A 14,410-nucleotide genomic window follows, 5' to 3' on the forward strand; every position below is an offset into this window, starting at 1 on the left:
AACACCCACCTCGCTGAAAAGCTGGGCCCCGAAAATCTATTCTCCGGGGCCCAGCTCCATGAACCACGTTCGAAACCTCCAGGTACCCCGCCTCCGTGCATGTGAAAGGACCCCCTGTGTCCGATCTACGCAATACCACAGAACCTGACGACTCCACGATAGTCGCTACCGGAAAAGTCACCACAAAGCGCAAGGAACTGTTCAAATGGCAGATCCGGATCTTCGCGCTGTCCTTGCTCGCCTACGCTGCCTTCTACTTTCCCCGCCAGGCATTTAGTTCAGCGAAGATCGGAATCCTGGATGAAGGATTCCTCACCCGCCACACTCTCGGCCTGCTGGATTCCGCCTATCTCGCCGCCTACGCGGTCGGCCAGTTCGTCTGGGGCGCCATGACTGAACGCTTCGGTACCCGCGTCGTTGTGGGCGGCGGCATGGTCATGGCGGCCATCGCGGCGATGACCATGGGCATCGCCCCTGCCGTCTGGTTGTTCCTGCCGGTCATGATCGTCCAAGGCCTTTCACAGTCCACCGGCTGGTCCGGCCTGAGCAGGAACATCGCATCCTTCTTCACCCTGCGCCGCCGCGGCCGCGCCATGGGTTTGTTCTCCACCAGCTACGCCTTCGGCGGCCTGGTCGCGGCCCCGGTCACCGGTTGGGTAGCCTACTCGCTGTTCGACAGCTGGCGCTGGGCGTTCTTCTCCGGAGCGGCCATCATGCTCTCCGCCTTCCTAGCTTTCATGATCTTCCAGCGCAACAGTCCGCAGGAAGTCGGGCTTCCCGGGATCGCTGAGGATCCCAGCCTGCTCGACTGCGAGCATGTGCCGCGCAAGACCCGCGCGCCGATAGCGGTAGTGAAGGTCCAGAATAAGAAGTTCTCTCCGATGGAGTTGCTGGCAGCCGCCAAACACGACCCCATGGTGCTGCGCCTCGGACTGGTCTACTTCCTGCTCAAGCCGGCACGCTACGCCATCCTGCTCTGGGGCCCGGTTCTAGTGCTGGATGCGATGCCGCATCTCGACGCGGTGACGGCCATCATGGTTCCCGTAGCCTTCGGATTGACCGGAATGATCGCGCCGATCGCCATTGGCTGGATTGCGGACACGCTGTTCAAAGCCCGACGTGTCCCACCGACAGTCATCTGCTTGGGCCTGCTGGTGCTCGCGCTGGCCCTGTGGCCGGTAGTCACCTCCCAGCAGTCCATTGTCCTGCTGACCGTCCTGCTCAGCTTTGTCGGGCTGATAGCATACGGAGCCGACGCCATGATTTCCGGAGTCGCTGCGGTGGACTTCGGCACGGCCAAGTACGCGGCCGGCGCGACCGGATTCATCAACGGCTGTGGCTCGATCGGCGCCATCCTCGGCGGCCTGCTGCCGGGCTTCTTCTCCGGCACCGTCATCTTCAATCTCTTTGCAGCAGCCGCGCTGCTGGCGGCACTGATGCTCCTTCCTTCCTGGAACAGCCGTCCAGCCTCCTCATAGGGCTGTGGATGCCACCACTCCTCCTCGGATGCGGCTCAGGCCGCCTAAACAAAGGACACTCAATGAACCTCTCGACTTTGGAAACGCAACTCTCGGGCAGGGCCACTCTGGACCCGAAGCTGGGCAACAACCTCATCAACGGGGCCTGGGTTCCCTCCGCTTCTGGACAAACGTTCGCCAACGAGAATCCCAGCGACACCACCGACGTGATCGGTTTCTTGCCCGGAGAACGCCAGTGTCATCGCCGGGAGATGACAGTCCCTAGAACATGCAGGCTCTGGCCCTGCCCGGTTTCCGGGCAGGGCCAGAGCCATTGGCAGGGCATGAAGAATTTTAGTCGCGACGGCCGAGGGCGGACTCGATGAAGCGAGCCGTGGCCTGGGCAAGACCTGACCCGTCCTGCTCCGGGGTGCGCCCCGAGCGTGCCACCTTGAACGAGTGGTCTCCGCCTTCGAACCAAACCAGTTCGGTGCGGTTATTCAGCCTGGATGCCACATCCGCCATGATCTGCGGGTTGGCGAAGGGATCTCGGGTGCCTTCGAGGAAAAGCATCGGAACCTGCAACGGGTACAGGTGCTCGTCGCGCAGCTTCTCCTCTTTCTTCGGCGCATGCAGCGGGTAGCCGAGGAAGACCAAGCCTGCGGTGTCCATTCCCTCGGATACGGCCACGGATGCCATGCGGCCGCCGAAGGATTTGCCGGCGGCGAAGATGGGAAGATCGCCGGCAAGGTTCTCCGCGGCCCAGTCGCGCACGTGATTCCATACTGAGACAGCCGTCGGCGCCTTGTCCGGAAACTTCTTGCCTGCATCCATGTAGGGGAAGTTGAAGCGCAGGACGCTGATACCCAGTGCGGCGACCGCCTGCGCGTAGCCGGCCATGAACGGGTGGTCCTTGCCGGCTCCGGAGCCGTGCGCTACGACCAGCAGTGCGGTTGGATCATCCGCGGTGTCCAGCAGGGCGCTGACCGCACCGGATTCGACGGGGATTGAAATTTCGAGGCTCATGGGACCAGCGTAGATGGCCTAGCCATTGATGGACTCATCGTATTCTTCGACGCTGGTGTCTTCGCCGCCGCGTGCTGTGACGGTCAGTTTCTCCAAAGGCTGCAGACCTTCGTTCTTTTCGTTGATGCGGATCATCATGTTGCTGGATACAAACCCTGATGCCGGCAAATCGTAGGTGCCGTCCATCCATGGTCCATCCTCGAGGGTTACCACGAGTTCACCGGGCGCGGGAGATTCAACTTTGTCGATGTAGGCATGCGGATCGCTCGGAATGCACCGACGGTAGATCTTAAGGCTGGTGATTTCCGCTTTGCAGAACGATTCGTAGGTGTCGTTCATGCTGTCCAGCCATTGGACGTATTTCTCCTGCGCCCAGGCTTCGCGGTCCTCCGGATCGGCCCCGGTACGCGCGCGGGTGTAGGTGCCTGAGTACTTGTTGTTTTCGGTGGAGAACGTAATGGTTTCAAGTTCGGGCGAGTCCTTGCCGATGCTCTCGAACATGATCAGACCCATGAATCGAAGCTCATCGGTCGGCCCTTGGTAGGACTCCTGCATTCCGTCCTTGTTGAAGACCATGTCATTCGCGAGCTTGATGTCGATGACTCCGGGTTTGGGCGAGGTCCAGCCGGTCATCAAGTTGTAGGGGTACAGGAATCCCTTGGTGGACTTGATCCCGGAATTGTCCACCCACATCTGGATTTTCTCGTCGGCCCAGCCCTGCCCGGAATTCCGGAGTGGTTCCACCGATTGTTCTGCGGACTGGGCAGATGACGGTGCGACGGCCTCGGCGGCAGGGCTCGACGCGGTCGAACCCACTGCCGGGGGAGCCACCTCGGGCTGCTGTGGCGGGGTGGAGCTGCAACCAGACAGCAGGAATGCTGCGGCAACTGCAAGGCCCAGAATGCGGTTTCGGAAGACAACCTCCAAAGATATGGCAGGAGCTCCAGTCTATGTGCACGGCCGAGAAGAGCCTTCTTTGCACGCAAAAGTGAACAATTCGCCGAACGCGGCCGGAAATACGCTAGCTGGCCGGGGTCGCTGCCACCAGTTCGGCCTTGCGGAGCAGCGGGTGCTTGACCAGCTCCCCGCCCAGCGCGTCCAGCATCGCCTGCGCGGAGTCGCCGTTGAAGACGAACACCGGCCCGTCGAAGCGGAAATAGACGTCCTCATGCCATCCGATGGTGCCGTCGCCCAGCGCACGGTGCAGCGCCAGCACGGTTGCTTCCAGATCCGCATCTGATTCCTCGGCCAGACGGGTGCGCAGCAGCACGTATTCGCTGGTGCCCAGCGCGGTGCGCTCGCCGTCGACCTCGATCCATGAACCGCGCGCCAGCCCGTTGGCCACCAGCCAACCGCTCAGGGCCGCGACCAGCTTCTTCAGGTCCGGGCAGGAGACCTCGAACTGCACATCGCTGGAGAGCGGTTCCTCGTGCTCCGAGATCGCGGTTCCCGAAGCGACCACGCGCGCGGCGCACTGCTGCTTGGCCGCCGCCACTTCCAGCAGGGCCTGCTCCTGCTGCTGGCGCAGGCGGACGGTCATCGGCTGGGCGAAATGCACATCGATGCGGTGGGTTGCCGGCTGCGCGGTCTTCCTGGAGAAAAGGCCCATGAGACTAGTCCCCGTGGGGATCCGAGACGCAGAAGACGATGCCGAAGGGGTCGCGCAGCACGCTCCACCCGAAGTCGGGGTCATCCGTGTGCTCCTCGACCAGGGTGGCTCCGGCCGCCAGCAGCTCGCCGACTTCCTTGGCACGGTCGGCCTTGGCTTCAAGGTCCAGATGCACCCGGTTCTTGCCTTCAGTCACTTCGTCGACCCGCTGGAAGCCGAGCCGGGCCGGGAACCCGGGAATCGAGAGCATGGTGAAGCCGGGGTACTGGCCCGCGTATTCGCCGTGCAGCACCAGCCGCCACCAGGCAGCCGCCGACTGCTCGTCCAGGGTATCGAGAGTGATCATGCCGATATTCGCCATGGGTACCAACCTACCGGGGCGCGGGGATCTTGGGTAGGGCAACGCAAGCAATTGATCGACACGGCGAAGGGCGGCCTGCGGGACCATTGCCGGTTCCCGCAGGCCGCCCTTCGCTGGCCTGGCTGCGCTGGCTAGCTGCCGAAGAAGTCCATGACCTTTTCCTCGGCTGCCGGCGGAGCCGGAGGCGCGACCTGCTTGGCGACCTTCAGCTTCCCGTCGGCGTAGTCCACGGCGATGGTGTCACCGGCGGCGACCGCGTCGTTGATCAGCAGGTCGGCAATCGCGTCCTGGACCTTGCGCTGCACCAGGCGGCGCAGCGGGCGGGCGCCGAACTCCGGGTCGTATCCTTCGTTGGCGAGCCAGGCCACGGCGGCGTCGCTGACATCCAGCGAGAGCTCCTGGTCGGCCAGGCGCTCGCCGGTTTCGGCCAGCACCAGCTTGACGATCTGCCCGATCTCCGACTGGCTCAGCTTGCTGAACAGCAGCACCTCGTCCAGCCGGTTCAGGAACTCGGGGCGCATGAACTCGCGCACCTTGCCCATCACCTTGGCGCGGATCTCCCCGGCCTCGCTGGCCGCATTGGCCGAGGTGAAGCCGAAGTTGCCTGCCTTGTTGGCCAGATACTCGCCGCCCAGGTTGCTGGTCATCAGGATCAGCGTGTTGGAGAAATCCACGGTGCGCCCGGCCGAGTCGGTCAGCCGGCCGTCGTCAAGCACCTGCAGCAGCACGTTGAACACGTCCGGGTGGGCCTTCTCGATCTCGTCGAGCAGGATCACCGAGTACGGGTTGCGGCGCACCTTTTCGGTCAGCTGGCCGGGCTGGTCATGGCCGATGTAACCCGGAGGCGCTCCGATCAGGCGTGCCACCGTGTGCTTCTCGCCGTATTCGCTCATGTCCACGCGGATCATCGCGTCGGCCGAGCCGAACAGGTTGGTCGCCAGGGCCTTGGCCAGCTCGGTCTTGCCCACGCCGGTCGGGCCGAGGAACAGGAAGGAGCCGATGGGGCGCTGGGCGGGGGACAGTCCGGTGCGGTTGCGGCGCACCGCGCGGGCCACCGCGGCCACGGCTTCGGACTGGCCGATCACCGAGGCGTGCAGCGACTCCTCCAGCGTCGACAGGCGCGCCTTGTCGTCTCCGGAGATCCGCGAGGCCGGGATGCCCGTGGAGCGGGAGATGACCTCGGAGATCTGGGCTTCGTCGACCACGCGGGTGATACCGGCGTCGCCGGCCTGCTCCGCCGCGGCAATGCGCTCGCTCAGCGCGGTGATGTGGTCGCGCCAGGCTCCGGCGTCCTCGAAGCGCTCCTCGGAGATCGCCCGGGCCTTGTCGCGCTCTGCATCGACCAGCTCGGCGCGCAGGCCCTGGACGTCCTCGGTGTCCCCGGCCGCGATGGAACGGCGGGCGCCGGCGATGTCGATCAGGTCGATCGCCTTGTCCGGCAGGCGGCGGTCCGTCAGGTAGCGGGCCGACAGGCTCACCGCGGCCTTCAGCGCCTCAGGGGTGTACTGCACCTGGTGGTGGTCCTCGTAGGATTCGCGCAGGCCCTCGAGGATCGCCAGCGCGATCTCCTGGGACGGCTCCTCCACGGTGACCTTGCCGAAGCGGCGGGCCAGCGCGGAGTCCTTCTCCACCTTGCGGAACTCGTCCAGCGTGGTGGCGCCGATCAGGTGCAGCTCGCCGCGCGCCAGGCGCGGCTTGAGGATGTTGGCGGCGTCCATGTTGCCCGATTCGCCCGAGCCCGCGCCGACCAGCAGGTGCATCTCGTCGATGAAGACGATGGCCTGGCCCTCGGCGTCGGCGACCTCTTCCAGCAGGCCGGTCAGGCGCTGCTCGAAGTCGCCGCGGTAGCGGGTGCCTGCGAGCATGCCGGGCAGGTCGATGGAGATCAGCTGGGCGCCGCGGATCTGCTCCGGGACCTCATCCGCCACGATGGCGCGGGCCAGCCCCTCGGCGATGGCGGTCTTGCCCACGCCGGCTTCGCCGATGAGCACCGGGTTGTTCTTGGTGCGGCGGGCCAAGATCTCGATGACCTGGGCCAGCTCGTCGTCGCGTCCGATGACCGGGTCGATCTGGCCGTCCGCGGCCAATGCGGTCAGGTCGGTGCCGTAGCGCTCCAGCATCGAGACGTCGGACTCCTCGGAGTCCTGCGCCTGGCCGGACTGGGCGCGCTGGACCTGCTCCATGGCTGCCTGCTGCAGCGATTGGCCGGTGATCCCGTGCTGGGCCAGCAGGTTGCTGACGGGGGATTCCGGATTGAAGACGAAAGCAAGGAACAGGTGGTCGGGGTCGATGTAGGTCGAACCGTAGTTGCGCGCCACCTGGTAGGCGTCGAACAGGCTGCGCTGTGCGGCGGAGGAAAGCCGGGTCGGCTTCTCCTGCTGGTCCTGGCTCTGCGGCAGGTGGGCGATGGCATCCTTGGACAGGGACTCGATGTCCGTGCCCATGGCTTCGAGGTGCGAACGGATGGGTTCGGTGCGCAACAGCGCAATGAGAAGGTGGAGCGAATCGATTTCGTCATGGCCGTGCTCATGCGAAATCGAGGCTGCGGTGGTGACTGCCTCATGGGTGCGTGCGGAAAGCAGGCGGGTGATATCGATCGGCCGGGCAGCTTGAGCGCGCGAGGAAAGGAACCGGGAGAGGAATTCCTCGAACGAGCCGTTGTCGGGTGAGCCGAAGAATGCTGGCAAGTGAGCCTCCTAGTAGAAACTTGAGCGGTCTATGCTCATGTTCAACGTATTCGGCACAAATCTATTCCCGGCACCTGCCGGGAAGGCGTGTTAGGAGACCTATTTCACCATCGGCGAAGCTGCTTACTGATCGCGTGGAATCTCGATGAGGCCCATGCGCGTAGCGGCGACCAGCGCTTGGACGCGGTCGCGAACTTCGAGCTTGGAGAAGATCTTGGCCATATGCGTTTTTACGGTGGCTTCTGAAATCTTCAATTTTCGGCTGATTTCAGTGTTATTAAGTCCGTTCGCCAGAAGGTTCAGAATTTCCACCTCGCGCGCAGTGAGGCCGAGATCCTCGATCAGATCCCGGACTTCCTGACTGGTGTCCCGGTATGCCGATTGAATTGCGGAGACGAGATCCGAAGAAACCGAGGGGGAAATGGCTGCGGTGCCGTTGTGGACCGCATGGATCGCGCTGATGATCTCTGCCGGTTCGGTGTCTTTGACCAAGTAGCCTCCGGCTCCGGCAGCCAGCACGGGGACGAGGTAATCGTCCGAGGAAAAGGCGGTGATGGCCAGGATTGCAGGGCTGTTCCGAGCCGTCTTAATTTCGCGTGTGGCCTCGACGCCGTCCATGACCGGCATCTGCAAATCCATCAGAACAACGTCGACTTTATTGTCCCGGCAAAATTCAACCGCTTTTAATCCGTTATCTACAGATTCAAGCGTTACAATTCTCTGATCCGTTGCTAGGATTGTGCCCAGCGCATTCCGAATTAAAGGCTCGTCGTCGACGATGAGCACTTTGATCTGCTCCATCAGTTTCCTTAGAAAGATACTGCAGGCCAGGTCCGGACTGCTCACTCGAAACTATATATAAGAATACTCAAACATGGGGTGTGTTATGAAGGCACTGAAGATGCTCGCGGTAGCGGCATTGGTACTCGCGCCGGTTACTGCAGTTGCAGCTCCGGCATCGGCCGCAACCGCTGGCAGCCAGCTGATCTCGAAGGGTGGCGCAGTTGCTACCCCTGCTGGTTGGGGTACCGACCTGTCGAACTGGTTCTGCAAGAACTACGGTCTCGCCTGCGGCTAAGCTAGCCCGCTTGACTTCACGACTCCGTCAGTGAAGTATTCGGCCTATGAAAGCAAGACTTAAAGACACCCTGACCAAGCAGTTTGCTGGTCGGGGTGTCATTATTTGGGCGGGAATTGCAGCGCTGATTGCAATTTCAGCAACCGAAATAATTACCATCCTCCAAGATGGATTCACCGGATCCCCAGGTACTGCAGTTCGTGGTGCTCTGGCGGGGGTTGTTCTTTGTATTGCGCTGGTCATCGGGCGACGTTGGATAAGTGCTTCGCTCGGGATCTACATTGCAACTGCGTTCTTTTTCTTCGGAAACGGAACGTTGCTGCTGTGGATGGTGCTTTCTGCCGTCATTTTTTCTGCTCTGGCGGCAACTTCGGAATCTAAACACGTTCGAGTCTGGTACCTGACATTCCTGATCGGCTGGATGATTCAATTCATCATTCGTGCCGGAGATGATGCGATTCTGATAGTCCTCATCGCGCCGTTTGCTGCGTTGTCGTTCGTGCTGACACGAAGCATTTTCGTGCTCCGTGAACGCAACTATAGAGCTGTCAAGGATATGCAAGAGGCAGATGAGAGGTCGCGTCAGGCGATTGAAATTGAACGCAAGAACATCGCACGCGATCTTCATGACATCGTGGCTCATGACATCACTGTGGTTGCGATGCAATCCAAGGCGGCAAAATTCGCGAATGACGGGCAGATGGCGTTGGACGCCATCGACGTCATCGCCAAGCTCAGTACCGAAACGCTTCACGATCTACGCTTGATGCTCAACGTTCTGCGTACCGATGGAACGATGGCGGACCCAGCAGTGAGTGCTACCGACAAGCCGGCGGCAACTACGGTTTATGCGGTCCAGGGCGTCGAGCTTTTCTCCCAACGGCTACGTGAGGCGAATTTTGTTGTGTCCTCGCACACCGAGGAAAAAATTTCCGACCTCCCGCGCTCGGCGCAAACCGCGCTCTATCGAGTCATGCAGGAGGCGACGACCAACGTCATTAAGCACGCATTGCCTGGCGGTGAATGCTCCATCTCTCTGACCGTTCATGGCAACGAGGCACGGCTTAAGATTACTAATCAGACCACGGATTCGAGCTCTGGAAAATCTTCCTTGCCAATCGGCGGCAGCGGCCTTATCGGCATGGAGGACCGCATGAAGGCTTTCGGCGGAAGGTTCAATACTTCAGAGCGCAATGGGCGCTGGATTTTGACGGCCAGTATCCCGTTCTAGGCCTACCCTCCTACTAAAGTATGATTTCGCAATTCTTGCAGACACGATAAGTTATAGATGTATCGGTGAAGACCGATCACCGGTTAGGTACTTGGTGGTGTTTTGCGAGTGGCACCACGAAGGACCAAGGGTGATTAAAAGGTACGTTGCGTTACTGAGCGGACGATCTTTCATCGGCGTTGTGCCCCCATCGCACGCCGTTGTCCGCAAGTGACGTAACGTACCTTTTATAACGCAGGGCTTATGCGCATTCTAGTGACAGTGTTCACAAAGCGGCAATAGCGGCACGGGAACTTTATATCCTATTCACCAAGGATCCGTGAAAACTGCGAAAGCGAGCCCATGACCATTCAAGCTGAATCCAGCATCTACGAAGCACTTTCGATCGATCCGGCTGCCGCCGATCAACTTTTCTTCGAAGCCCGCAGCGCGAATTCATTCAGCGATGAGCCAGTATCCGATGAAACCCTCGATGCCATCTACGACGCGATGAAGATGGGTCCTACGCTGATGAACAATCAGCCGCTTCGCATTACCTGGGTCAAATCGGACGAAGCACGGCAAACCATCGCTGGAACCATGTCGGGAACGAATGCGCAGAAGGCGCTGACCGCTCCTGCGCTGGCGGTGCTGTCCTTCGACACCGAGTGGCATGAAGAATTCCCGAGCTTCTTCCCCCACGCTCCAGAGCGCAAGTCCATGTTCGAGAATCCCGACGTGCGCACCGCGGTGGGCAACAACAATGCCTGGCTCCAGGCCGGATACTTCATCATGGCCGTGCGCGCCGTCGGCTTGGCTGCCGGCCCCATGGGCGGTTTCGACAAGGCTGCTGTCGACCAGGCCATCAACGCGGACAACAACCACAAGTCGTTCCTGATCGTGAACGTCGGCAAGCCAGGCGAGAACCCGTGGTTCGACCGCCTGCCGCGCCACTCAAGCGAGCTGGCAACCCGCAGCATCTAGCGGATGGGTTGTTCAAGGAAATAAAGGCTGAAGGAGTGCGACGCATCTGTCGCACTCCTTCAGCCTTTAAGGTTTTCCGCGATGCGCCCTATTTGACCACATCGGCCTCAGCATCCTCGGATTCCGCGTTGCCGCCAAGTACGTGGTCGGAAACCTTGGCGAGCGCACGTTCCAGCGCGGAGCGCAGAGCGACAGGCACGGTGATCTCCTCGTCGATCACCACAAGCCCTTCGCGCTCGAAATTGCGCAGCAGGCTTTCGACCTGCGGGATGACAATCTCAAGGCTCGGGATCAGGTGGTGTTGCTCTTCCGGCAGGTCGTCGGTGGTTGGAACCTGCAGCGCGAACTCCGTGCGCGGAGGCGTGCTGGAGGCCGCGTTGCTCAGCACGCCGGCCGTCATTTCCGCGATGGTCGACTGGCCCGGGGTTTCCAGCGTATTGATCAGCACGTGCGAGAAGAGGACTTCCGCGATGAGTTCCTTGACCAGGCGTGAGCCGGGGCCGGTCGAGCCGAGCAATGCCTGGGCCAAAGGCTCGGTCGGCATGGCGTTCGGTGCCTGGTAACGCAGCATGGCGGTGCCGATCAGCGCGTCCCAGTAGGCCGAAAGGCGCGGGACTTCGGCCAGGCTGGATACGGTTGTGCCGTCTTCCGGCTCCCAGAGGACCGATCCGGCCGCCGCGGGTTCCGCGCTCTCGTCGACGGTGATCAGCAGGCCCAGTGCGGACGCCGCATCCTGAAGGGTCTGGCCGGTCAGCACGCCTGAAGGCGAAGTGGGTTTGCCTTCGCCGACCCAGTTGACCAGCTCGCGGGCGGCATAGACGTACGGCATGGATTCCAGCGCGGCGTTTGCCTCGTCGTCTTCGAGGAACGGTGCGATGATCGGCGAATCGCCGGCCATGCGGGAGAGGAACTCGAAGGTCTGCTTGAAGTCATCCACGCTGCCGCCGAAGTTGGCGGTGGTGCCCAGGAAGGTCAAATAGTGCTTGAGGATCGCCGCGCTGGCCTCGGCAACTTCCTTGCCCAGTGACGACAGATGGCCCAGCTGTTCGCCGAGAACTTCAGGGTCAAGCGTCTTCACGTCCACGGACTTGCGCAGCTGGGCGTGCACGGTCAGCAGCGTGGTCAGCCCTTCCAGCGCCGCACGGGTTTCGCTGGCAGGACGGCCCTCTTCCTGGAAATGGCGGAAGAGCTGGGACTTGAAAGGCTGCAGATCCTGTCGGACCTCGGATTCAAAGGGAACCGAGCTTGCGCCTTCACGGCGGGCTGGATGGCCCTGCGACTGCTTTTTCTTGGCTGGTTTGCGTGATGCCATAAGTTTGCTGATTTTCCTTAGCTAGGCAGGAAAGATGATTCCACTCCAGTCTACGCAGGCAGCGAAATCCTCGACCCACAACTGTGCGAATCAGTGGTGCTCCGGAGGCTTTTTATCCGTCGAAGCGTGATTGGCCGAAATAAATACGGCGCTTGAGTTTGATCTCCGTATAAAACGCAGATCACAGGTTGGTGTGTCCTCGCTCACCGTCGAATCCTCAGGACTCGTTGATTTTCGCCCTGTTTCACGCAAAAGTGAGTTGCGACGGCCCCGTGTGGAGGGGCTCTGAAAACTTAGGAGTGTGGATCATGGGTGCAGCTGTTCCTGATCATGTTGTAGTTGTCGGCGCAGGTTTCGTTGGCCTGTCGACCGCTTGGTACCTGCAGGAAGCCGGCGTCAAGGTGACCGTCGTGGACCGCGGCGGCGTGGCCTCCGGCTCGTCGTGGGGCAATGCCGGCTGGCTGACCCCGGCGCTGACCCTGCCGATCGCCGAACCGTCGGTGTTCTCCAACGGCCTGAAGATGATGCTGGATCCAGCTTCGCCGCTCTACATTCCGCTGAAGGCCGATGGGAAGCTGCTGCGCTTCCTGCTCGGCTTCGCCTGGCACTCGACCCCGAAGAAGTGGGAAGAAGCCATGCGCATCTTCTCCGAGGTGGGCCACACCGGCCTGGACGCATTCGACGAAATCGCCGAAGACACCTCCGCGGGACCGGGCGCCCGCGAGCTGACCAAGCCTGCAGACCCGTTCCTGACCGGCTTCGTTTCCATGAAGGACCGCGACGCGCTGCTGCATGAGTTCGAGATGATCCACAAGACCGGTGGCCATGTCGACTTCGACCTGCTTTCCGGGGACCAGCTGCGCAGCATCGAGCCGACCCTGTCGGACAACGTTGCCGCCGGCATCGCCATCAAGGGCCAGCGCTACCTGAACCCGCCGAAGTTCATGGAATCGCTCGCCGAGTCTGTGGTCGCCCGCGGCGGCGACATCATCGGCGCCTTCAACGTCACCGATGTGCGCGACAACGGTGGATCGGTCACCGTGATCGGTTCCGAGGGCCGCGCCATCACCGCCGACCACGTGGTGCTGGCAACCGGCGCATGGATGACCGACCTGGCGGCCAAGTTCGGCGTCAAGGTGGTTGTCCAGGCAGGCCGTGGCTACTCGTTCACCGTGGAACCGGAGAGCATGCCGACCCACCCGATCTACTTCCCGTCCCAGCGCGTGGCCTGCACCCCGCTCGGCGACCGCTTCCGCGTGGCCGGCACCATGGAGTTCCGCGACGTCAACCACAAGCTGGAACCGAAGCGCATCGAGGCCATCGTGGCAGCGGCCACCCCGGTCTACAAAGGCATCAACTGGGAGAACCGCAAGGAAGAATGGGTCGGCGGACGCCCGTGCACCGCTGACGGCCTGCCGCTGGTTGGCCAGACCTCCTCCTCGCGCGTCTCGGTCGGCGGCGGGCACGGCATGTGGGGCGTCGCCCTCGGCCCGCTGACCGGCAAGATCCTTGCCGCCCAGATCACCGGCCAGGCCGCGCCGGCCATTTCCCGCCATTTCAACCCGCTGCGCAAGGGTTTCTAGCCCGTTTCGGTCCACACCCGGAACGTGAAAAGGCGAACCGGCCTGCACGCACCCATTCGGGTCGTGCAAGCCGGTTCGTTTACGTTTAACCGCTGCTCAGGGGTGGCGCGATGATTCCCCGGCCAGCACCGAGCGGTAGCCTTCGCGGTACCCGGGGAATGCCAGCGTGAAGCCGGTGGACAGCAGCTTGGAGTTATCGATCCTGCGGTCCGCGGCGCGCCGGGCGGCGGGTTCGGTGGCCGCAGGGGGAATCGGCAGGTCCAGCTCGCCGGCCAGGAAGGTGAAGATGTCCTCCAGCTGCGCCGGTTCGTTGTCGGTCACCAGATACAGCTGCTCGGCGAGGTCGCCCAGTTCCGCCACATGGACGATGGCCCGGGCCAGGTCGTCGCGGTGGATGCGGTTGGTCCAGTGGGATCCGAAAGGCAGCCGTGCGGTGCCGTTGCGCACCTGGGTGATCAGGTGGTTGCGTCCCGGGCCGTAGATGCCCGATGCGCGCAGCACCGTCACCGGCAGTCCCGAATCGAGCAGTGCCTGCTCGGTGCGGGCCAGCACCACCGAGGTTTCGCGGTTGGGTTCCGAAGGGGTTGACTCGTCCACCCAGTCTCCGTGGTCTCCGCCGGAGACCGCCGAGGAGGAAACATAGATGATGCGCTCAAGCTGCGGCGCCTGCTCCTTGAGTGCGCCGACCAGCTTGCCGGCCACCTGCAGGTAGGCCCGCTCGTAGCCCGGCACGTCGCGGCTGGCAGGCACCGGGGTGAGCACCGCGATCCGGGTTTCCGGGTCGATCCGCGGCCAGGGCTCGTCGCCCTGCAAATCGACGTCCTGGCCGTGCATCGGCGCGGGCAGCTTGGAGCTGTTCCGGCGCCATCCGGTCACCTCGTGGCCGAGGGCGGCGAAGCGCAGCCCGGCTTCGGTGGCCACGTCGCCGCAGCTGATCAGCAGAATTTTCACGGTACTCCTTGGCTGGAACGGTGCGGGCTGCGGATGCCGCGCTCTCCCAGCGTAGGTGCAGCCGTGTGCCCTGGCCATTTTTGGGCTTCACAAATAGTCGTCGGCACGGTGTCGATCAAACAGGGTACAATTCCAATTGTTCGAAAGTTTAT

General features: G+C 62.2%; 13 protein-coding genes. 5 read left to right on the forward strand and 8 right to left on the reverse strand.

Going from position 1 to position 14,410, the window contains the following annotated elements; all coding sequences use genetic code 11:
• The first annotated feature begins 116 nt into the window (after positions 1 to 116).
• Complete coding sequence (locus RF641_RS12725; protein WP_424573327.1) at positions 117 to 1,478, forward strand: MFS transporter; 1,362 nt, start codon at positions 117 to 119, stop codon at positions 1,476 to 1,478.
• Positions 1,479 to 1,811: 333 nt separating this feature from the next.
• Here RF641_RS12725 and RF641_RS12730 read toward each other — a convergent pair whose 3' ends face one another.
• The 6 genes from RF641_RS12730 to RF641_RS12755 all read right to left on the reverse strand — a co-directional run bounded on the left by RF641_RS12730 (position 1,812) and on the right by RF641_RS12755 (position 7,941).
• Positions 1,812 to 2,483 carry an alpha/beta family hydrolase gene (locus tag RF641_RS12730; RefSeq protein WP_424573328.1) on the reverse strand — a complete coding sequence of 224 codons (672 nt, stop codon included), beginning with the start codon at positions 2,481 to 2,483 and terminating at the stop codon, positions 1,812 to 1,814.
• A gap of 18 nt (positions 2,484 to 2,501) precedes the next feature.
• Entirely contained in the window at positions 2,502 to 3,227 is a 726-nt protein-coding gene (locus tag RF641_RS12735; RefSeq protein WP_424573329.1) for a hypothetical protein, read from the reverse strand.
• A gap of 277 nt (positions 3,228 to 3,504) precedes the next feature.
• A complete protein-coding gene (locus tag RF641_RS12740; protein WP_424573330.1) occupies positions 3,505 to 4,092 on the reverse strand; it encodes a hypothetical protein in 588 nt (195 codons plus the stop codon).
• A gap of 4 nt (positions 4,093 to 4,096) precedes the next feature.
• Positions 4,097 to 4,438 (reverse strand): VOC family protein, encoded by a 342-nt coding sequence (locus RF641_RS12745; protein ID WP_424573331.1) that lies wholly within the window; start codon positions 4,436 to 4,438, stop codon positions 4,097 to 4,099.
• A gap of 146 nt (positions 4,439 to 4,584) precedes the next feature.
• Positions 4,585 to 7,140, reverse strand: a complete 2,556-nt coding sequence (locus tag RF641_RS12750; RefSeq protein ID WP_424573332.1) for an ATP-dependent Clp protease ATP-binding subunit — start codon at positions 7,138 to 7,140, stop codon at positions 4,585 to 4,587.
• A gap of 123 nt (positions 7,141 to 7,263) precedes the next feature.
• Entirely contained in the window at positions 7,264 to 7,941 is a 678-nt protein-coding gene (locus tag RF641_RS12755) for a response regulator transcription factor (RefSeq protein ID WP_161448480.1), read from the reverse strand.
• A gap of 85 nt (positions 7,942 to 8,026) precedes the next feature.
• Between RF641_RS12755 and RF641_RS12760 the strand changes: the two genes are divergently transcribed.
• The 3 genes from RF641_RS12760 to RF641_RS12770 all read left to right on the forward strand — a co-directional run bounded on the left by RF641_RS12760 (position 8,027) and on the right by RF641_RS12770 (position 10,412).
• Positions 8,027 to 8,218 carry a hypothetical protein gene (locus RF641_RS12760; RefSeq protein WP_424573333.1) on the forward strand — a complete coding sequence of 64 codons (192 nt, stop codon included), beginning with the start codon at positions 8,027 to 8,029 and terminating at the stop codon, positions 8,216 to 8,218.
• Between the two features lie 46 nt (positions 8,219 to 8,264).
• On the forward strand, positions 8,265 to 9,449 hold the full coding sequence (locus RF641_RS12765) for a sensor histidine kinase (RefSeq protein WP_424573334.1): 1,185 nt from the start codon (positions 8,265 to 8,267) through the stop codon (positions 9,447 to 9,449).
• A 342-nt stretch (positions 9,450 to 9,791) separates the two neighbouring features.
• Entirely contained in the window at positions 9,792 to 10,412 is a 621-nt protein-coding gene (locus RF641_RS12770) for a malonic semialdehyde reductase (protein WP_047118049.1), read from the forward strand.
• 88 nt (positions 10,413 to 10,500) lie between these two features.
• Here RF641_RS12770 and RF641_RS12775 read toward each other — a convergent pair whose 3' ends face one another.
• Positions 10,501 to 11,724 carry a hypothetical protein gene (locus RF641_RS12775; RefSeq protein ID WP_424573335.1) on the reverse strand — a complete coding sequence of 408 codons (1,224 nt, stop codon included), beginning with the start codon at positions 11,722 to 11,724 and terminating at the stop codon, positions 10,501 to 10,503.
• Positions 11,725 to 12,032: 308 nt separating this feature from the next.
• Between RF641_RS12775 and RF641_RS12780 the strand changes: the two genes are divergently transcribed.
• Positions 12,033 to 13,307 (forward strand): NAD(P)/FAD-dependent oxidoreductase, encoded by a 1,275-nt coding sequence (locus tag RF641_RS12780; protein WP_047118047.1) that lies wholly within the window; start codon positions 12,033 to 12,035, stop codon positions 13,305 to 13,307.
• Between the two features lie 96 nt (positions 13,308 to 13,403).
• Here RF641_RS12780 and RF641_RS12785 read toward each other — a convergent pair whose 3' ends face one another.
• Positions 13,404 to 14,258 carry an NAD-dependent epimerase/dehydratase family protein gene (locus RF641_RS12785; protein ID WP_424573336.1) on the reverse strand — a complete coding sequence of 285 codons (855 nt, stop codon included), beginning with the start codon at positions 14,256 to 14,258 and terminating at the stop codon, positions 13,404 to 13,406.
• Positions 14,259 to 14,410: the final 152 nt, after the last annotated feature.

It is taken from the genome of Arthrobacter sp. 'calajunan' (genome assembly GCF_046940185.1).
Lineage (GTDB): Bacteria > Actinomycetota > Actinomycetes > Actinomycetales > Micrococcaceae > Glutamicibacter > Glutamicibacter soli.